General features: G+C 53.0%; 19 protein-coding genes. 12 read left to right on the top strand and 7 right to left on the bottom strand.

The genetic code is table 11. The features are described from left to right. The first annotated feature begins 11 nt into the window (after positions 1-11). Positions 12-1901 (top strand): putative bifunctional diguanylate cyclase/phosphodiesterase, encoded by a 1890-nt coding sequence (locus tag QWY20_RS10365; protein WP_330128940.1) that lies wholly within the window; start codon positions 12-14, stop codon positions 1899-1901. 48 nt (positions 1902-1949) lie between these two features. Further along, the gene (locus QWY20_RS10360; RefSeq protein WP_330128939.1) at positions 1950-2579 is read left to right on the top strand and encodes a DUF2799 domain-containing protein; all 630 of its coding nucleotides are present in this window, start codon (positions 1950-1952) and stop codon (positions 2577-2579) included. Here the strand turns inward: QWY20_RS10360 and QWY20_RS10355 are convergent. The 3 genes from QWY20_RS10355 to QWY20_RS10345 are packed head-to-tail and all read right to left on the bottom strand — an operon-like array spanning position 2573 to position 6350. Then, positions 2573-3637 carry an ABC transporter ATP-binding protein gene (locus QWY20_RS10355; protein ID WP_330128938.1) on the bottom strand — a complete coding sequence of 355 codons (1065 nt, stop codon included), beginning with the start codon at positions 3635-3637 and terminating at the stop codon, positions 2573-2575. The two genes, QWY20_RS10360 and QWY20_RS10355, sit on opposite strands and share 7 nt — an antisense overlap. A 12-nt stretch (positions 3638-3649) precedes the next feature. Continuing rightward, positions 3650-5284 (bottom strand): ABC transporter permease, encoded by a 1635-nt coding sequence (locus tag QWY20_RS10350; RefSeq protein ID WP_407935425.1) that lies wholly within the window; start codon positions 5282-5284, stop codon positions 3650-3652. Between the two features lie 34 nt (positions 5285-5318). After that, positions 5319-6350, bottom strand: a complete 1032-nt coding sequence (locus QWY20_RS10345) for a Fe(3+) ABC transporter substrate-binding protein (protein ID WP_330128936.1) — start codon at positions 6348-6350, stop codon at positions 5319-5321. A gap of 201 nt (positions 6351-6551) precedes the next feature. On the opposite strand from QWY20_RS10345, the gene QWY20_RS10340 reads away from it, so the two are divergent. From QWY20_RS10340 to mnhG, 8 genes are all read left to right on the top strand, one after another. Continuing rightward, positions 6552-7604: a glycosyltransferase gene (locus tag QWY20_RS10340; RefSeq protein ID WP_330128935.1), complete on the top strand. Its 1053-nt coding sequence runs from the start codon at positions 6552-6554 to the stop codon at positions 7602-7604. Between the two features lie 86 nt (positions 7605-7690). Continuing rightward, positions 7691-10108 carry a putative monovalent cation/H+ antiporter subunit A gene (locus QWY20_RS10335; protein WP_456237682.1) on the top strand — a complete coding sequence of 806 codons (2418 nt, stop codon included), beginning with the start codon at positions 7691-7693 and terminating at the stop codon, positions 10106-10108. Then, positions 10108-10551 (top strand): Na+/H+ antiporter subunit B, encoded by a 444-nt coding sequence (locus tag QWY20_RS10330; RefSeq protein WP_330087264.1) that lies wholly within the window; start codon positions 10108-10110, stop codon positions 10549-10551. The genes QWY20_RS10335 and QWY20_RS10330 overlap by 1 nt, the downstream gene beginning before the upstream one ends. Beyond that, entirely contained in the window at positions 10548-10892 is a 345-nt protein-coding gene (locus QWY20_RS10325) for a Na+/H+ antiporter subunit C (protein WP_091339192.1), read from the top strand. Before QWY20_RS10330 ends, QWY20_RS10325 begins: the two co-directional genes overlap by 4 nt. Positions 10893-10897: 5 nt before the next feature. Beyond that, on the top strand, positions 10898-12394 hold the full coding sequence (locus tag QWY20_RS10320; RefSeq protein ID WP_330129052.1) for a Na+/H+ antiporter subunit D: 1497 nt from the start codon (positions 10898-10900) through the stop codon (positions 12392-12394). Then, positions 12391-12864 carry a Na+/H+ antiporter subunit E gene (locus tag QWY20_RS10315; RefSeq protein ID WP_330128934.1) on the top strand — a complete coding sequence of 158 codons (474 nt, stop codon included), beginning with the start codon at positions 12391-12393 and terminating at the stop codon, positions 12862-12864. Before QWY20_RS10320 ends, QWY20_RS10315 begins: the two co-directional genes overlap by 4 nt. Continuing rightward, positions 12861-13145: a cation:proton antiporter gene (locus QWY20_RS10310; protein ID WP_330128933.1), complete on the top strand. Its 285-nt coding sequence runs from the start codon at positions 12861-12863 to the stop codon at positions 13143-13145. The genes QWY20_RS10315 and QWY20_RS10310 overlap by 4 nt, the downstream gene beginning before the upstream one ends. Beyond that, positions 13138-13521, top strand: a complete 384-nt coding sequence (gene mnhG / locus QWY20_RS10305) for a monovalent cation/H(+) antiporter subunit G (RefSeq protein WP_407935424.1) — start codon at positions 13138-13140, stop codon at positions 13519-13521. Before QWY20_RS10310 ends, mnhG begins: the two co-directional genes overlap by 8 nt. Here the strand turns inward: mnhG and QWY20_RS10300 are convergent. Continuing rightward, positions 13518-13952: a methylglyoxal synthase gene (locus QWY20_RS10300; protein ID WP_330128931.1), complete on the bottom strand. Its 435-nt coding sequence runs from the start codon at positions 13950-13952 to the stop codon at positions 13518-13520. The two genes, mnhG and QWY20_RS10300, sit on opposite strands and share 4 nt — an antisense overlap. A gap of 116 nt (positions 13953-14068) precedes the next feature. Between QWY20_RS10300 and QWY20_RS10295 the strand changes: the two genes are divergently transcribed. Next, complete coding sequence (locus QWY20_RS10295; protein WP_330128930.1) at positions 14069-15100, top strand: glycosyltransferase family 2 protein; 1032 nt, start codon at positions 14069-14071, stop codon at positions 15098-15100. 165 nt (positions 15101-15265) lie between these two features. Here the strand turns inward: QWY20_RS10295 and ilvC are convergent, their stop codons facing one another. Next, positions 15266-16753: a ketol-acid reductoisomerase gene (ilvC, locus tag QWY20_RS10290; protein ID WP_330128929.1), complete on the bottom strand. Its 1488-nt coding sequence runs from the start codon at positions 16751-16753 to the stop codon at positions 15266-15268. A gap of 145 nt (positions 16754-16898) precedes the next feature. Between ilvC and ilvY the strand changes: the two genes are divergently transcribed. Further along, positions 16899-17789, top strand: coding sequence for an HTH-type transcriptional activator IlvY (ilvY, locus tag QWY20_RS10285; protein ID WP_330128928.1), 891 nt, complete (start codon positions 16899-16901; stop codon positions 17787-17789). 32 nt (positions 17790-17821) lie between these two features. Here ilvY and QWY20_RS10280 read toward each other — a convergent pair whose 3' ends face one another. Both QWY20_RS10280 and sspA read right to left on the bottom strand, forming a co-directional pair. Continuing rightward, a complete protein-coding gene (locus tag QWY20_RS10280) occupies positions 17822-18235 on the bottom strand; it encodes a ClpXP protease specificity-enhancing factor (RefSeq protein WP_330128927.1) in 414 nt (137 codons plus the stop codon). A gap of 1 nt (position 18236) precedes the next feature. Further along, the gene (gene sspA, locus QWY20_RS10275) at positions 18237-18875 is read right to left on the bottom strand and encodes a stringent starvation protein SspA (RefSeq protein ID WP_330128926.1); all 639 of its coding nucleotides are present in this window, start codon (positions 18873-18875) and stop codon (positions 18237-18239) included. Between the last annotated feature and the right edge of the window lie 64 nt (positions 18876-18939).

The raw sequence follows: 18939 nt of genomic DNA, 5'->3' as shown, positions 1-18939 counted from the left end.
AGTAGTATCTGATGAGTTCAGACTGGCAAGCCAATCCCATGAAAACCCCGGCTGCAGAACCGCACAGAGTGCAATCGCTGCGCATCCGGCGTTTACTGCAAATTTCTGGAGCCACTTTATGCGGCTTGCTACTGGCAATGGCAGTGGCCTCCGGCATGACACAATGGATGCTGCTGTTTGGCAGCAGTTGTCTTGCCATTGCCTTTCTGGCGGCATGGTGGCAACGCCCATTGCTGGCCGCTTATATCCTGCTGTGGTCGATGGCGTTGATGCTAACCGGTCTGGCGCTGGTATCCGGAGGGATCCGTGATTTGGCGGTAGTAGGTTATCCCGGAGTGCTGGTCTTTGCCGCTATTTTAGGCAGTCGTAATCTGTTTCTGTCTTTATTGGGTTTTATCCTGCTGGCTGCTGTCAGTATGGGGTATGCCAGTCTGCAAGGCTGGTTCACGCCGTACTTACCGGATGACAGCTGGCGTCAGATGCTCTACGTGAGCCTGATTCTCAGCATCACCGGCTTTAGTGTGCTATTGATGGCGCAGGACCTGCACCGTTCACTCAGAGCGCTGCAAACAGAAAACAAACGGGTACGCGAAACCCAGCAACAACTGCAGCGCCTGGCGATGCACGACAAACTGACCGATTTACCCAACCGCACACTCTGCGAAGAGTTATTCCGCACCCTGCAAGCACAATGCCTCCAGCATGAACAACGCCTTGTGTTGTTGTTTTTGGATTTGGATAACTTTAAGCCGGTCAACGATGCGCTTGGCCATGCTGCTGGCGATTTGTTGTTGCAACAGCTGGCTGAGCGTTTGCAATCAGAACTCAGTGAGCAAGCGGTATTATGCCGCTTTGGCGGCGATGAGTTCATGGTGCTGTACCCGGCAGCAGCGGATGATACTGCGGTGGCCGATTTGGCCGCCCGTCTGCTGAAACAAACCACCGAACCCTTTACCCTGATGCAAACCAAAGTGGAAGTTTCAGGCTCCATCGGCATTGTCAGCGCACCAGCCGATGGTATCGAATTTCATGTGTTGTGCCGCAAAGTCGATCTGGCCATGTACAGCGCCAAAGAGCAAGGCCGCAATACCTGGCGTTTTTATAGTGATGCCATGGATCAGGCCAATACCGACAAATTCAACTTGTTACAGCGGATCCGTGATGCACTGAAGAACAACGAGTTTAAGCTTTACTACCAACCTAAAATCGACTTGCAACACCAAAGTGTGCAGGGGGCTGAAGCCTTACTGCGTTGGCCGCAGGCCGATGGCAGCTTTATTAACCCGGCAGAGGTGATTGAGCTGGCAGAGCGCAGCGGCTTAATTCTGGAGCTTGGTGCCTGGGTCTTGCAACAAGCCTGCACCGACTGCCAGCAATGGCGACAAGGTGGATTTCCCGAGGTGAAAGTAGCAGTCAATTTATCACCGATTCAGTTTCGTGACGGCAGGCTAGAGCATACGGTGCTCGATGCCTTGCGGCAAAGTGGTTTACCGCCCACAGCGCTGGAGCTGGAGCTCACCGAATCGCTGCTGATTGATAACAGTGACTTTGTGCAGCAACAACTGGCCAGCCTTGGTGCTTTGGGCATTAGCTTCGCCATCGATGACTTTGGTACCGGCTACTCCAATCTGGGCTACTTGCGTCAGTTCAATGCCTCCAGTTTAAAAGTGGACAAATCCTTTATCAGTTCCCTATCGATCTCCCTTCGGGATGAACCGCTGGTGCGCGCTATTATCCAACTGGCCAAAAGCCTGGAGCTCAGCACAGTGGCAGAAGGGGTGGAAGATGAGGCGACTTTTCAACTGTTAAAGCAACTGGGCTGCGATGCCGCTCAAGGGTATTTGTGGTCTGCCGCTTTGCCAGCGGAACAATTTAACCGTTATCTGCAACAACAGCATTAAAATCTGTTGTCGGTTGCAGCCGGATATTTTAAGGTAAGGCAAAATCCAATGTTTGAGAAAACCATGCGCTTAGTTGCTGTGCTTTTTACCGGCCTGTTGTTGTCTGGCTGCGCCACCTTAAGCAAAGATGAATGCTTGCAAGCCGACTGGCAGACACTGGGCTATGCCGATGGGGTGCAAGGCCGCTCACCAGCGCGGATTGATACCTACCGCCAGGACTGCGCCAAACATCAGGTCGTGCCAGATCTGGCTTTGTACCAGCGCGGCCACCGGCAGGGATTGCAACTGTTTTGCCGTACCAGCAATGGCTATGAATATGGCCGCAAAGGCCAAAGCTATCAGGGTGTTTGCCAGGGCGATGCCGAAGCCGATTTTTTGCTGGGATTTGATGCCGGCAGGCGGATTTATCTGCTGGAGCAGCAAGTCCAGCAAACCGAGCGCAGCCTGGCGCAGAATGAGCGTGAGCATCAACAGTTAGCACAAACGATTACAGAAAAAGAAGCGCTGATGTTTGGTGATGAGCAAAGCCCGGAAGGACGGCAGCAACTGTACCGGGAAATCAGCCAGCACCGCCAGCAACAAGCCGAATTACTGCGCGCACGCACTCAGCTGGAGTATCAGCTGGCTGGCCTGCACCACCAAATCCAAGAGCTGGAGCAGGCCTTTAGTTTTTATTGAGCCAGCGCCTGGCTGGCAGAGGCCAGCCTTGGGTACACCACCATGTGATCCAGATCGAGCCGGATACCAATCATCTCGCCAACCGCATGGTTGTGGTGGCTCAAAGCCAAGCAGTACACCTGATCGCCACTTTGTAGCTCCAGACTGTACAGGATATGCGAACCACGGAAAGATTTCTCCAGCACCTTCGCGGTCACGCCACTGTCATCATCATGCACAATATCATCCGGCCGGATCAGCACATCAACCAAATCGCCCTGCTGTAAGCCTGGTTGATAACTTTGACGAAAGATGCCAAACGAGGTTTTGACCTGCTGCGCATCCAGCATCTGGCCTGCCAGCAGCACACCCCGGCCAATAAAGTCGGCAACAAAGCGATTGACCGGCTTGTGGTACAGCTCGTAGGGCGTCGCCCACTGTTGCATACGACCATGCTCCATCACACCAATCAAGTCCGCCATGGTAAAGGCTTCAAATTGATCGTGCGTCACCATGACGGCGGTCATCTGCTCGTGCTTTAAAATCTGACGGATATCCCGCGCCAAAGACTCACGCAGTTCCGCATCCAGACTGGAGAACGGCTCATCCAGCAACAAGACTTCCGGCTTAGGCGCGATAGCCCGGGCCAGTGCAATGCGCTGCTGCTGACCACCCGACAGTTGGTGGATGTAACGTCCGGCCAAATCGGGCAAGCCGACCAGCTGCAACAACTCATGAATACGTGCCTGGCAGGCACTGCGGCTTAAATGCCGCAATCCAAAGCCAATATTCTGCGCTACCGTTAAATGGGGAAATAAAGCAAAATCCTGAAACACCATGCCCAGTTGGCGTTGTTCTGGCGGGCACTGCACACCGGGGGCACTGACTACGCCCTGCGACAGGCTGATTTTGCCACTGGCGACCGGCTCAAAACCGGCAATGGCCCGCAACAAGGTGGTTTTCCCACAGCCGGATGGGCCAACCAGACAACCGATTTGGCCTTTCGATAACGACAGGTTGATGTCTTTCACTACGGTATGGGGGCCATAAGCCACCGCAAGTTGTTCCAGTACCAGCATCTTTGGTCCGCTTTAGTGTGCCCGCTCCATCGAGCGAGCCAAAATAATCACAGGCAATAACCCAACCAGCACAATAGCCAGTGCCGACAAGGAGGCATCAGCCAGCCGTTCATCGGACGCCAGCTCAAAGGTACGTACTGCCAGGGTGTTGAAATTAAAAGGCCGCAGGATCAAAGTCGCTGGCAGCTCTTTTAATACATCGACAAACACCAGCAACAAGGCCGTTACTACACTACCACGCAGCAAAGGCACATGCACCCGCCACAGCACCTGACGCGGCGAACACCCGAGTGAACGAGCTGCCTGATCCATATTGGGGCGGATACGTTGCAAACCAGCCTCAACACTGTGCAGCGACACCGCTAAAAACCGCACACTGTAAGCCAGCAGCAGCGCAAACAAGGTACCGGAAAACAGTAAACCGGTCCGGATACCAAACCACTGCTCGGCCAACAAATCAATGTGACGATCCAAAAAAGCCAGTGGCAGCATCACACCAATGGCAATCACAGTGCCAGGAATTGCATAGCCCAAAGCAGCCAGTCGTACGGGGATCAGCACCAGCCAGTCCCGGCGCAGACGCCTGGCATACGCAAAAATCACCGCCAGCAGCACAGCCAACAGTGCTGCCAAAGCGGCCAGCGAAAAGCTGTTCCACACCAACTGCACAAAGCGTTCATCCAGGGTATCTTGCCAGGTCGCCCAGGCCCACCAGCTTAATTGCGCCGCTGGAACCACAAAGCCAAACAGCAGTGGCAGCAAACAAAGCCCCAACACCATCAGCCCGCGCCCACCGCTGAGCACTTTGCGCGGAGCCCGGCTATCTTTTTGCCCCTGGTGGTAATAGCGGATTTTACGGCGGGACCATTGCTCCAGCACCAGCAAAAACAGCACGAAACTGGTTAACATGGCTGCCAACTGAGCGGCAGCCAGGCTGTTATTCAGGCCAAACCAGGTACGAAAGATGCCGGTGGTAAAGGTATCCACACCAAAGTACTGCACAGTACCGTAGTCGGCGAATGCTTCCATCATGGCCAGGGCCGTACCGGTTAAAATAGCCGGCCGGGCCAAAGGCAAAGCAACCTGCCAGAAATGCTGGCGGGTGGTGAGCCCTAAGGTACGGCTGGCTTCCTGCAAAGAAGCGGCCTGCTCGCGAAAGCCATTGCGTGCCAGCATATAGACGTAGGGATACAGCACCAACGACAGCATCAGGATGGCGCCACCCAAAGAACGAATTTCCGGAAACCAGTAGTCGCCATAGCGCCAGCCAAACCACTCACGTAAATTGGTTTGCACCGGCCCGGCAAAATCCAGCAAGCCGGTGTAAGTATAGGCAATGATGTAAGCAGGGATCGCCAACGGCAATAGCAACATCCATTCGAGCAAACGCCGGCCGGGAAACTCATACTGTGAGACCAGCCAGGCACTGCCGGTACCTAACAGAAGAGCGCCAAAGCCGACGCCAAAAGCCAGCAGCAACGAATTACTGATATAGAGCCACAGCACGGTCTGGCGTAAATGGGTCCAGACCTCCCACTGCGGTTGCAGCAAACTGAGTAAAATTACCAGCACCGGGATCGCCAAAACGCTGGCCGGTAGTAACACCAGCCAGCGCCAGGGATCAGGTCGCCACCTCAGTAGTTTCAGCACCGGGCGCCTTTTAGCAGCATCGCCTGTTGCCTTAACGCCAACGGGCGCGATCCATTAAGCGTAATGCTTCTGCATTTAGCTCGCCTAACCGCTCCAGCGGTAAGGTATCGGCTTTAAAGTCGCCATACGACTGCAAAGTTTCGCTGTAGGCAACACCAGGGCGAACCGGGTATTCATGATTGGCTTCGGCATACCATTGCTGCGCGCTCTCTCCGAGCATAAACTCCAGCAGTTGCAGTGCTGCCGTCGGGTTAGGGGCATGCACAGCGATACCTGCCCCTGAAATATTGATATGCGCGCCCTTGCCTTGCTGCTCAGGCCAAAATACAGCAACACCTGCTGCAGCTTCTTGATCGCGTGGATCATTCATCATGCCGGCAAGATAGTAGGTGTTGGCGATTGCCAGATCACAGACCCCGGCAGCCAGAGCACGGATCTGGTCGCGGTCTCCCCCCCGCGGTGGCCGGGCCAGGTTTTGCACCAAGCCACGCACCCATTGCTCAGTCGCAGCGGTGCCATCGTGTGCCAGCTTAGCGGCAACCATCGACTGATTGTAAATATGACCTGAGCTGCGCACACAAATACGACCACGCCAACGCGCTGCGGTCAGATCCGACAGCTCGGCTTTATCCGCCTCACTCAGGCGATCTTTGGCATACAGCACTGGCCGGGCCCGAACGGTTAAGCCAAACCAGTAACCGGCTTCATCGCGCAAATGAGCAGGGATCACTTGCTGCAACAACTCCGAGCGTTGCGGCTGCAGCAATTGCTGTTGTTTGGCACGGTACAAGCGACCGACATCGGTGGTGATCAGCAAATCGGCCGGGCTGTTCCGTCCCTCGCTGGCAATACGGGTGATCAATTCATCAGCATTGCCGGTAATCAGATTTACCCGGATCCCGGTGTTGGCGGTAAATTCATCCAACACCGGTTTGATCAGCTCTTCCTGGCGCGCTGAATAGACATTGACTTCAGCACTGAACACTGCCGCATCCCCCACAGCACTGGGACTGGCAAGCGACACCAAGGCACTGCAACACAACAACATCGAAACAAGACGCATAGGAAGCTCCATAGGTATTCAACAGACTGACCATACAAACAATGGCGACAAGTATAAACCTAATGAGAACTATTCTCAATATTGTTATGGCACTATATTGATGCTATTCAGCGATGCTTTTATTGTATTAACCGCGGCATCTTACGCTCAGTCCAGAAGCTGTGATAGTCTGATATCCGTTGAACATAAATACGAGCTTGCATGAAAATTGTTCATTTAATTCTGACCACCCGCTTTGCCGGTAGTGAACGCTATGCGGTTGAACTGGCCAATGCCCAGGCAGAGCAGCACGAGGTCTATCTGGTTTTACGTAAAGCGGCGGCTGAAAACCGACCAGATGCTATTGCCCATCGGGTTAGCCAAAACGTACAGCTGCTACTAGTGCACGATTTTGTGCTGTTCTCACACTTTCAAGTCCGATCTTTACTCAAAAGCATCCAACCCGATGTGGCCCATGCTCATCTTAGCCGTGGCTGTCGTGCTTTAGCCAGCCTGCCAGCCAGCACCATGTTGCGTACCGCCACTTTGCACATTCATTACAAACCACAGCAGCACGCCAAACTGGATGCTTTGATTGCGATCGCGCCAGCACAATTAGAGACTCTGCCTGCCAACTTAAAAGAGCACAGCTGTCATATTGATAATTGGACCCAGGCCATACCTGCAGACAGGCAAGAAGGTATGGCACTGCGTCAGCGATACCAGATCCCAGAACACCACCTGGTGTTTGGCAGCTTAGGCCGGGTTGAGACCAGCAAAGGCACTGAAACTCTGATTAAGGCCTTTCTGAGTGCCAGACTGGACAATGCTACCCTGGTCATCGTTGGTCATGGCAAGGACTGGAACACTTTACAGCAGCAATATGGCCAACAGCCAAATCTGCGATTAGTTGGCTTTAGTGAACAACCGCAAGCCTGGCTAGCGGGCTTTGACTGCTTTGTTAGCGCGGCACGTACTGAGCCTTTTGGCCTGGTTTTTCTGGAGGCCATGGTAGCCAGTCTGCCAATCATCGCGACCAAAACTCAGGGAGCCAGTCATCTTGCCAGCTACTTCCCTTATCCCTTAGTAGAAGTGGATGATGAAGCAGGTCTCAGCGAGACATTGCAACGCTTTGCGGATAACCCCGAACCTCACCAACGGTACGATATGAAGGCTTTTAATTATGCGTCTCAAGTTGCCAGAGTCGAGCAATTTTACCGACAGCAGCTGGCTCGTCTTGCAAAGGTCCATGGCGTTAAAACGCAACCTGGCTGAGTTCGGCTTAACTAGCACGCTTATAGAAATTAAGCCATAATACAATTCGTTATACACTGTGTGCCTGTTATAAGGAGCGACACATGATGCTGATAGCCGTGCTGTCATGCTTTATTTTAGCTTGTTTTGCCCCCTGGCTGCACCGGCTGGGTGGCCGCCATAGCGGCTGGTTGCTGGCTACTTTACCAGCTGCCCTGTTTGCCTATTTCGCCAGCATGTTGCCGGTGGTCAGTCAGGGACAAAGCCTGCAATTTGCCTATACCTGGTTCCCTGGTATGGGGATCCAGCTCAGCTTTCTGGTCGATGGTTTATCGCTACTCTTTGCCTTACTCATCACCGGCATTGGCTTTTTTATTCTGGCCTACGGCGGCCGCTATTTGGAGAAACACAAGGATCTGGGTCGATTTTTCGTGTTTTTGCTCGGCTTTATGGGCTCCATGCTGGGTGTGGTGCTATCGGATAACTTGATCAGCCTGTTTGTATTCTGGGAGCTGACCACGGTGACCTCCTTTATGCTGATTGGTTTTAACCACGAGCAGGAGGATGCCCGCAAAAAAGCCCATCAGGGTTTGATGATTACTGTGATGGGTGGCCTGGCGTTAATGACCGGCTTTATCATGCTGGGCATGGCGGCGGGCAGTTATGAGCTCAGCACCATTTTAAACAGCAATGGCTTGACCGAGCATGCCCTGTACCTGCCGATGTTGTTGCTGATCCTGCTGGGTGCCTTTACCAAATCGGCTCAGGCTCCCTTTCACTTCTGGCTCCCCAATGCGATGGCCGCACCAACCCCGGTATCCGCTTACCTGCATTCAGCTACCATGGTAAAAGCCGGCATTTACCTGCTGGCCCGGCTTAACCCGGGTCTTGGCGGCACCGAGACCTGGTTGTTGCTGCTCACTTTGTTCGGCGCTTTAACCATGCTGACCGGTATTTTCCTGGCCAGCCGCGCCACCGGTGTAAAAAAAGTACTGGCCTACTCGACCGTGATGGCGCTGGGTACCCTGACCATGCTGTTGGGCCTCGGCACCGAAACGGCCGCACTGGCCGCGGTCACCTTTTTGCTGGCCCATGCGCTCTACAAAGGCGCGCTCTTTATGGTCGCCGGTATTTTGGACCACTCAGCTGGCGTGAAAGATTTCCAGCAAGCGGGCGGCTTGCGCCATAGCATGCCCAAAACCACGGTGGTGGCAGTACTGGCATCCTTGTCACTGGCCGGCATTATTCCGTTGTTTGGTTTTGTCGGCAAAGAGTTGCTGCTGGAGGCTGTGCTGAGCGCTTCCAAATGGCATATAGGCCTGACCATCGCCACGGTAATTGCCAATATTCTGGTGGTGCTGGTAGCCGCCATCGTTGCGCTGAAGCCATGGTTTGGTGAGGTGCAGGAAACCCCAAAAAAACCGCACGATCCGGATATTGCTTTACTGATTGGCCCGGCGATACTGGCCAGCCTGGGGCTGCTATTTGGTCTGATGCCCTTTATTGCCGATAAAGGCTTACTGGCCGCCGCCGCTGGCGCTGTCTATGGTCAGCCGGTTGAGCTTTACCTGGCGCTGTGGCATGGCATTAACCTGCCGCTGATGCTAAGCCTGAGCAGCCTGGTACTGGGGTTGCTGCTGTTTAAAGTCTGGGGCGGCTGGCGTCAGCTGACCGACTTTATGCACAGTGCCGAAAAAGTCGGTCCTGAAGTGGTGTATGAGCGCCTGATGCTCGGTATGACCCAGTTTGCAGCCTGGCAAACCCAAACGTTGCAAAACGGCTACCTACGGAATTACCTGATCACCACTTTAGGTACTGTGATTATCGTGGTGGGCTGGGCCTTACTTCGGGTCAACCAGCTGGAGCTGAACATCAGCTTCCAGGACATGCGGGTGCATGAGGTCGCGGTGGCTGTACTACTAATTTTATCGGCGCTGATTGCGGTATTGGTACGATCTTTCCTGGCGGCCGTAGCTATGCTGGGTGCTCTGGGCTTTGGTGTGGCCCTGCTCTATGTGTTCTTCAGCGCCGTCGATGTTGGTATCACCCAGGTACTGGTTGAAACCATTACCGTGCTGTTGCTGGTATTGGTGCTGTACCGCTTGCCGGAGTTCCGCAGTTTGTCCTCCACCGCCAACCGGATCCGTGATGCCATCATTGCTGGTATGACCGGCTTGCTGATGACCGTGTTGATTCTGGTGATCACCGGCGCCCGTCAGCTGGAGGGGATCTCTGAGTACTTCCTGCAAAACAGTGGGCCATTGGGCCATGGCCGTAATGTGGTCAATGTGATCCTGGTCGACTTCCGGGCACTCGATACTCTGGGTGAAATTTTTGTGCTGGCTTTGGTTGCCATTGGGGTCTACGCCATGATCCACTTACGCACCGGCGCCTTGCCGGTCACCAACTCGGATCGCCGGGCGGCTTTTAATCTGCGCCGCCTGCAAAAGGACAAAGCCAAAGCCGAGGCAAAAGCTCAAGCTGAGGCGCAGGTAAGCGCTCCCGCCAGTAAAGGAGAGGAATGATGAAACCACGTCGCTTTAACATGCGCTCCTTAATTCTGAATACCGGTAGCTCATTGCTGCTGCCACTGCTGGTATTGTTCTCACTGTTTTTACTGCTACGCGGCCATGATGAGCCCGGTGGTGGCTTTATCGGCGGCTTGGTAGCAGCAGCGGCGGTTGCTCTTAAGTTGTTTGCAGAGGATTACAAAGCGGCCCGTGAGATGCTCCGGGTTCACCCTTTGCAGCTGGTAGGCATTGGCCTGGTACTGGCTGCTGTTGCGTCCTTACCACCGCTGTTTGTTGGGGAGTCATTTTTCACCGCACAATGGTGGAGCCTGGACTTGCCGATTTTTGGTGAATTAAAGCTAAGTACGCCCTTGCTGTTCGATATCGGTGTCTTTTTAGGCGTGATAGGCACCGTGCTGACGGTCGTTTTCACTCTGGCGGAGGCAGAACACTCATGACAACCTTAATGGCCATCTTGATTGGCACCTTTTATGCGGCCGCCATCTACATGATGCTGCGACGCTCCGTAGTAAAGTTGGTGATTGGGCTCATCTTACTTTCCAATGCCGCCAACTTGTTGATCTTTACCGTAGCAGGCATGGACAGAGGCATACCGCCATTGATCCCGAAAGGCGAGTTGCTGATTGAAGGCCCGGCAGCGGATCCTTTAGCACAGGCGGTCATTCTGACCTCCATTGTGATTGGCTTTGGGGTACTGGCTTTTGCCGTGGTGCTGATCCACCGGGCATGCGAAGTGGTGCAGACCGATGACATGAACGAAATGAAAGGAACCGATTGATGGATCTGGAAGTATTGGTTGCACTCCCGATTATAATTCCGTTACTGCTCGGTGCCCTTTCGCTGACAGTGCTCAGTAACCACAGTGCTCAGCGCTGGCTGGGCGCTATTGGTACCGCTGTCTTGCTAATTTGCTCGGTATGGCTGTTGCTGCATACTCGTGAGGTTGGCATTCAGGTGCTGGAAGTCGGTTCCTGGCCCGCGCCCTTTGGTATCGTGCTGGTATCCGATATGCTGGGTGCCATTATGGTGGTACTTGCGTCCATTACCGGCTTTGCCACAGCGCTGTACAGCTTGAAAACCGTGCGCAAGCGCTTTGAGCGCTTTGGTTATTACCCGCTGCTGCACTTGCTGCTGGCTGGGGTTAACGGCGCCTTTTTAACCGGTGATATTTTTAACCTCTATGTCTGGTTTGAAGTCTTGCTGGTTGCATCCTTTGCTTTGTTGATTTTAGGCGGTGAGCGGGCGCAGATGGAAGGGGCCATTAAGTACGTTACACTGAACCTGCTCTCCTCGGCTTTATTCCTGACCGCCATCGGCTTAACCTATGGCCTGGTAGGCACCTTGAATATGGCCGATATCGCTGTGAAAATGGCCAGCCTGGAAGATCAAAAGATGGTCACGGTCATAGCCAGTCTGTTCCTTATCGCCTTTGCCATCAAAGCCGCGGCTTTCCCGCTGTTTTTCTGGTTACCCGCGTCTTACCACACCCCGCAGGTGGCGGTATCAGCGATTTTTGCCGGCTTGCTGACCAAGGTGGGTGTTTATGCGCTGTATCGGGTATTTACGCTGATTTTCACCGCCGATACCGGTTTTACCCATGAAATTTTGCTGTGGATTGCTATTTTCACCATGTTAACCGGTGTACTTGGGGCAGCCGCCCAGTTTGAAGTGCGGCGTATTTTAAGCTTTCACATCATCAGCCAGATTGGCTATATGATTTTAGGCCTGGCGCTGTTCACCCCACTGGCATTGATTGGCGGGGTGTTCTACATCATGCATCACATCATTGTGAAGGCTAACCTGTTCCTGGTAGCCGGCTTGATGTACCGCCTTGGCGGCAGTTTCGAGCTGAAAAAACTTGGTGGCCTGTACCGAAATCACCCTGGCTTGGCGGTGCTATTTCTGATCCCAGCCCTTTCGCTGGCAGGTGTGCCGCCATTATCAGGTTTCTTTGCCAAGTTTATTCTGATCAAAGCCGGTGTTGAGGCCAGTGCCTGGTGGGCGGTGGGCATTGCCCTGCTGGTTGGTTTACTGACGCTGTTTTCGATGATTAAAATCTGGAATGAAGCTTTTTGGAAAGCCTCGCCAGAGCCAAATCCAGCAGTGCCGGCACCAACCCGCAATGGACTGCTGTACTGGACCATTGGCTTGCTGGCTGCGATGACCGTTGCTATCGGTCTGTTTGGTCAGCCCATTTACCTGATGGCCGAGATGGCAGCAGAGCAGCTGCTCAACCCGGCTGGTTACATTGAAGCAGTATTGGGAGGCACCGCACCATGAATGTATTGCTTTCGAACCTGGTATTGGCGCTGATCTGGGCAGCTCTGACCGACACCATGAACGCCGGTGGTTTGGTGATTGGTTTCTTTATCGGTTATCTGGTGCTGGTGTTGGTATTTCGGCAACACCCGGATGTGCGTCAGTATCGGCTGCGGGTACCACGCATGTTCAGCTTCGTGGTGTTCTTCACCAAAGAGTTGATCATGGCTAACCTGAAAGTCGCCTACGATGTGTTAACGCCCATCCATCTGATGAAGCCAGGTGTGATTGCTATGCCACTTCGGGCCGAGTCTGATCTGGAAATTACCATGCTGGCCAATGCGATTTCACTGACACCTGGCTCACTGAGCCTGGATGTGTCTTCGGATCGTAAGGTGCTCTATGTGCATGTGATGTACCTGCACAACGAAGACGATGTGATGAATGAGCTGAAACGAATGGAAACTAAAATTTTGCGGGTGATGCGATGAACCCAATCCTCGATTACACACTCTTGCTTTGTTTTGCCGTCCTGAGCGTGGCGATGTTTCTGGCGCTTTGGCGCTTATTTAAAGGCCCTACCCTGCCTGATCGGGTAGTCGCACTGGAGCTGATTGCGTCGATGACCGTTGGCTTGATTGGGCTTTACGCCATTCGAACCGGTCGCGATGCCTTTATTGATGTCGCCATGGTATTGGCGTTGACCGCTTTTCTTGCCGCCATCGGTTTTGCCCGTTACTTAGAAAAAGGGAGTCATCGCGATGATCATTGATATTCTGGCAGCTCTGTTCATCGTCGCTGGCAGTTTCTTTATGCTGGTAGCCTCCCTAGGCGTATTTCGCATGCCGGATTTGCTGACCCGCATGCACGCTACCACCAAGTCGGGCGTACTGGGGGCCGGCTTGATTATGTGCGGCGTAATGCTGTTTTTTGTTGATAGCGGCGTTACCTTAAAAGCACTGGCTGTGATGGCTTTTACCACCCTGACATCGCCGATTGCTGCCCACGCCATTGGCCGGGCCGGTTACTTTATCGGTGTACCGCTGTGGGATAAAACCGTCAAAGATGAGCTGCATGGCCGCTACGACGAAGAAACCCATGTACTGCGCAGCCCTGAACACATGCAGGATAAACAGGACCAGCCTTAAGCTTTTGGCTGCAGACGGTTCTTATACGCCCTGAAATCAGGCACTTCGCGTTGGTAATCCTGCTGCAACAAGCTTGAGTGTACAATAAAATCCGCGGTGGCTCTGTTACAGGCCACCGGGATATTCCACACCACCGCCAGCCGGATCAGTGCTTTTACATCCGGGTCGTGCGGCTGTGAACTCAGCGGGTCCCAGAAGAAAACCAGCCAATCTACTTTTTGTTCAGCAATAAGAGCTCCAATTTGCTGGTCCCCCCCTAGCGGACCACTGGCGAAACAGTGCACACTCTTGCCAAGAACCTCTGCCAATAAAGAGCCGGTGGTACCTGTGGCATACAAGGCTTTATCGGCAAAGAAATCAGCATGGGTTTTTACCCAATCCAGCAGATCCTGCTTCTTACCATCGTGCGCCACCAAGGCAATTGTCTTCATTTTCACCTCTATTTGCATAAATCATCAGCAATCAGTTAACTAAATGACACTTTATTACAGATAGTTACAACGCAATTAGGCAACATTAGATTTTCATTTTTTCCGGTAAAACGTAAATGATGCCTTGGTTAAGTATTTTAATCCCTGCCTACAAAGTCGCCGACTACTTGCACGATTGTCTTGCGTCCATCATGCCGCAATTGGATAGCGGCTGTGAAGTCCTTCTTTTGGACGATGCTTCACCGGATCATGGCTTCGACATCATGCAATGCTGGCAACACCGTTACCCGAACCAGATAAAACTATACCGGCATCTGCAGAACCAGGGCCTGAGTGCCGCCCGCAACACACTTTTGCAGCATGCAAACGGACAGTACCTGTGGTTCCTTGACTCCGACGACGTAATGAATGAAGGCGCCATTTCCCAACTGAAATCCATCATCACGCTGCATGCTCCTGATCTGGTGCTGTGTGATTTTGAATTGCTAAGAAGCAAACGCACACTCAAGCATTACCTGCGCGGTGAACATCATTGCAGCAGTTTTCATGGTCCGAAACAACAGCTCAGTACCGATAAAGAGGCACTAATCGCGGGCCTCTTTGCTGCAAGGCAAATGCATATCTGGTCTAAAATATCGAAACGCAGCCTGTGGCAGCATGGGCTTCAGTTCCCAGTCGGCCGTTATTTCGAAGATATCTATGTCAGCCCGCAATTGGCCCTGGGAGCACGCAGCTATTACTACCAGCCCTGCACCTGGGTGCAGTATCGACAGCGCCCTGGTAGCATACTATCGAATAAGGCTCCCGCCATGCAGCGGAAGAAAGCCGTCGATCTGGCGGAAGCATTGCTGGGTTTTGAAAACTACCTGCAACAAACATTGCCCAATCGGCAAGCCAGTACCAACTTTTACATCAGTTACTTTTGTGGCCGTAACTTTATCGGTGCCTGCAAGGCTACAACCAGCCAAGATTTCGCTGACCAACAGCTGCAACAATACCTGGCAGCACTGAAAGCATCCATCGCCATGCCCTTGCCAGCATTGCTGCTTGCCTGTTGCCGCCAAGGTTGGCTGGTACGCGCGGCAAAGCTTGGTTATTGGCTGCATAAAGCGCAAGGCGCAGCTCGAACTGCAGCCTGGCAGCAGTAAGACAAAAAAAAGCCCCGACAAGCGGGGCAAACAACCAAGGTCCACGTATAACATCGTTATTGGCCCGGTAGTTGCTGCGCTTCTGGCGCTGTGCAACTCACCGTTGACCACATCATTCGTTGGCGGCTCCTCGAAACGGCACGGATGCCGCTTCAGGATAAAAGCTCATTCGTGCTCGGCCGCGACAATCTTCTTCATCGCAGTCATATAACCGCGTAGTGTTTTACCTACCACTTCCACCGGGTGATTGCGGATCGCTTCATTGATGGCAATCAGCTCAAGGTTATCAACACCGGCCTGCGGTGCAGCCAACCCCTTACCTACCAGCTCTGCCGGCAGGCTGTTGACGGTATCACGCAGCAGCGGGATAGCCGCATTGGCAAATAAGTAGTTGCCGTATTCAGCCGTATCCGAAATCACCACGTTCATCTCGTACAAGCGCTTACGGGCGATGGTATTGGCAATCAGTGGTGTTTCATGAAGCGATTCGTAGTAGGCGGATTCTGCAATGATGCCAGCATCCACCATGGTCTCAAACGCCAGTTCTACCCCAGCTTTTACCATGGCGACCAGCAGAAGCCCCCGGTCAAAGTAGCTCTGCTCTGCAATGTGTTCATGCGACACCGGTGCTTGCTCAAAACCGGACTTGCGGGTTTCTTCACGCCAGCGCAGTAAGTTGGCATCATCATTGGCCCAATCCGTCATCATGGTACTGGAAAACTCACCACTGATGATGTCATCCATATGCTGCTCAAACAGCGGGCGTAATTGTTGCTTTAACTGCTCAGCCAAACGATAGGCTTTCACTTTAGCTGGGTTCGACAACCGATCCATCATATGGCTGATGCCACCATGCTTCAGTGCTTCGGTAATCACTTCCCAGCCCTGCTGGATCAGTTTACCGGCGTAGCCTGGCTCCATACCATCCGCCACCATACGATCAAAGGCAAGGATAGAGCCTGTTTGCAGCATGCCGCACAAGATGGTTTGCTCACCCATCAGATCCGACTTTACCTCGGCAATAAAGGATGAATGCAACACGCCAGCACGATCACCGCCAGTAGCCGCGGCATAAGCTTTGGCGATAGTCAGGCCCTGGCCTTTTGGATCATTCTCCGGATGCACCGCAATCAGGGTAGGTACACCAAAACCACGCTTGTATTCTTCACGAACTTCGGTACCCGGACATTTAGGAGCCACCATGATGACGGTTAAATCCTGGCGAATCTGTTTGCCTTCTTCCACGATATTAAAGCCGTGGGAGTAAGCCAAAGTCGCACCTTGTTTCATCAGTGGCATCACTGCATCCACCACCGCACTGTGCTGTTTATCCGGCGTCAGGTTTAGCACCAGATCGGCCGTCGGGATCAGTTCCTGATAAGTACCGACTTTAAAACCATTGCTGGTTGCTTTTTGATAAGAGGCACGTTGTTCACGAATTGCCTCTTCGCGCAAAGCATAGCTGATGTTTAAGCCAGAATCGCGCATGTTCAAGCCCTGGTTCAGGCCCTGAGCACCGCAACCAACAATTACAATGTTCCAATCTTTAATGGCATTGCAGCCATCGGCAAATTCGCTGCGATCCATAAAGCGGCACTGTTTCAGCTGTTTCAGCTGTTGCCGCAAATTCAGGCTGTTAAAATAATTACTCATAGCATGTCTCTAAATTCTGGTACGCTGGCCAGCCACTCTGGCTCTGGCAGACAAAGCTGCTGCGTTGATGAGGTCATTCTAGGCTGGCATAACAGTTGCGTGAAGTGATATATTTACAATTCTGTATTGCAAAAAATGAAACGGTATGGACATCAAACAAGCCCAACTCTTTATGCATCTGGCTGCCAGCCTGAACTTTGCCCGCACCAGTGAGCAGATGTTTGTCAGCCCATCCACGCTAAGCCGTGCTATTCAGCGACTGGAGCAGGAGCTGGATGTTCAGTTGTTTGTCCGGGACACCCGAACGGTGGCGCTTACCAAGGAAGGCAAAACAGTGCTTACTTTTGTGCGCCAGTACCTGGATGCCTGGCATCAACTGCAAGGCGATTTATCAAGCGGCCAGGGCGAACTACAAGGCAGCATCCGGCTGTTTTGCACTGTGACCGCCAGTTACAGCCATCTACCAGCGATTTTAGATAAATTCCGGGTGCTTTGCCCAAAAGCCGATATTCAGCTCACCACCGGCGATGCCGCCTCAGCCCTGGAGCGCTTGAAGCACGATGAAGTGGATATTGCCCTGGCAGCAAAGCCGGCTCATCTTCCTGCCAACATGCTGTTTCACAGCATCGCCAAGCTGCCGGTCTCGCTGGCGGCACCGACCATCCCTTGCAAAGTAAATGATCTGCTTAGTAAAAATCCTATACCCTGGCCGGACATCCCGTTGATAGCCCCGGCACATGGCCCGGCAGCAGAGCGCTTCGAGAAATGGCTGCAGGCTGAAGGCTTTCAACCACATATTGTCGCCATGGTGGACGGTCATGAGGCGATGGCTAGCATGGTAGCTCTTGGCTCTGGTATTGCAGTGCTGGCTGATGTGGTGGTGCAGCACAGCCCGGTCGCTGATCGGGTCCGTCTGCTGGACAGTCACTACCGGTTTGAACCTTTCGACCTGGGGATTTGTTATCTGGCCAAGCGGAGCAAGGATCCACTGTTACAGGCGTTCTGTCAGTTGGCCAGCCCGCCGACCGGGCGATAAAAAATGCAGCCTTGGCTGCATTTTTGGGGATATTATTTAATCACCTTAAGGTGACTGCCTTTAGCAGGCTTCTTAGTGGTAACCGGAGAAGCCTCTGGCGCGGGTTCAGTATCCTGCTCATCCGGAAATTCTTCGTCTTCATCCAGAGTAAAGACAGTTCCAGCACCATTTTCTTTGGCATAAATCGCCAGCACTGCTTTGACCGGGATATAAAGCGCAAAAGGATGACCACCAAAGCGGGCGCTGCAGCTAATCACCTCATTGCCCATCTGCATTTGCGCAACAGCAGAAGGCGCCAGATTTAATACAATCTGGCCATTCTGTACAAACTGCTGCGGTACCTTGGTCTGGGGAAAGGTCGCATCAACCACTAAGTAGGGCGTGCAATCGTTATCGACTATCCACTCGTAAAAAGCACGCAGCAGGTAGGGACGATTCGGCGTCATCTCAGGCTCCCTTGACACGCCGGTATTCACGCTCAGCATCCGTTAATGATGCCAGGAACGAGTCGCGGTCAAACAAGCGCCCCATATAGTTCATCAGCGTCTTGCTACCAGGGCCAGACAACTCAATGCCAAGTTTCGGTAAACGCCAGAGCAGCGCCGCCATGTAACAGTCGACCAGGCCAAACTCTTCACTCATAAAGAAAGGCGCTTCATCAAACAAAGGAGCAACGGCCAGCAACCCCTCCGTCAGATCCTGCCGGGCCTGCTCTGCATCCTCGTCATGGCGCAGAATTTTCTCGGCCAGGGCGTACCAGTCTTTTTCAATCCGGTACATCATTAACCTGGCTTGGCCTCGGGCCACCGGATACACCGGCATCAAAGGTGGATGCGGAAAGCGCTCGTCCAGATACTCAATGATGATTTGCGCCTGATACAACGACAGTTCCCGATCCAACAAGGTTGGCAAACTGCCATAAGGGTTCACTTCATACAGCTCCTCAGGCAAATTATCCTGAGTGACCTGGAGAATATCAACACTGACGCCTTTTTCTGCCAGTACAATACGTACCTGATGACTGTACATGTCATCGGCCGCAGAAAACAATGTCATCACAGGGCGTTTATTGGCTGAAATCGCCATGCATTCCTCCGGTTTACAATAAACAGCAAAGGGGCCATCAGGCCCCTGTAATCAAATGCTTTTC

The organism is Alkalimonas cellulosilytica (assembly GCF_036325985.1).
Lineage (GTDB): Bacteria > Pseudomonadota > Gammaproteobacteria > Enterobacterales > Alteromonadaceae > Alkalimonas > Alkalimonas cellulosilytica.
The sequence above is the reverse complement of the archived record's forward strand: the minus strand, read 5'-3'. Positions and strand labels throughout refer to the sequence as shown.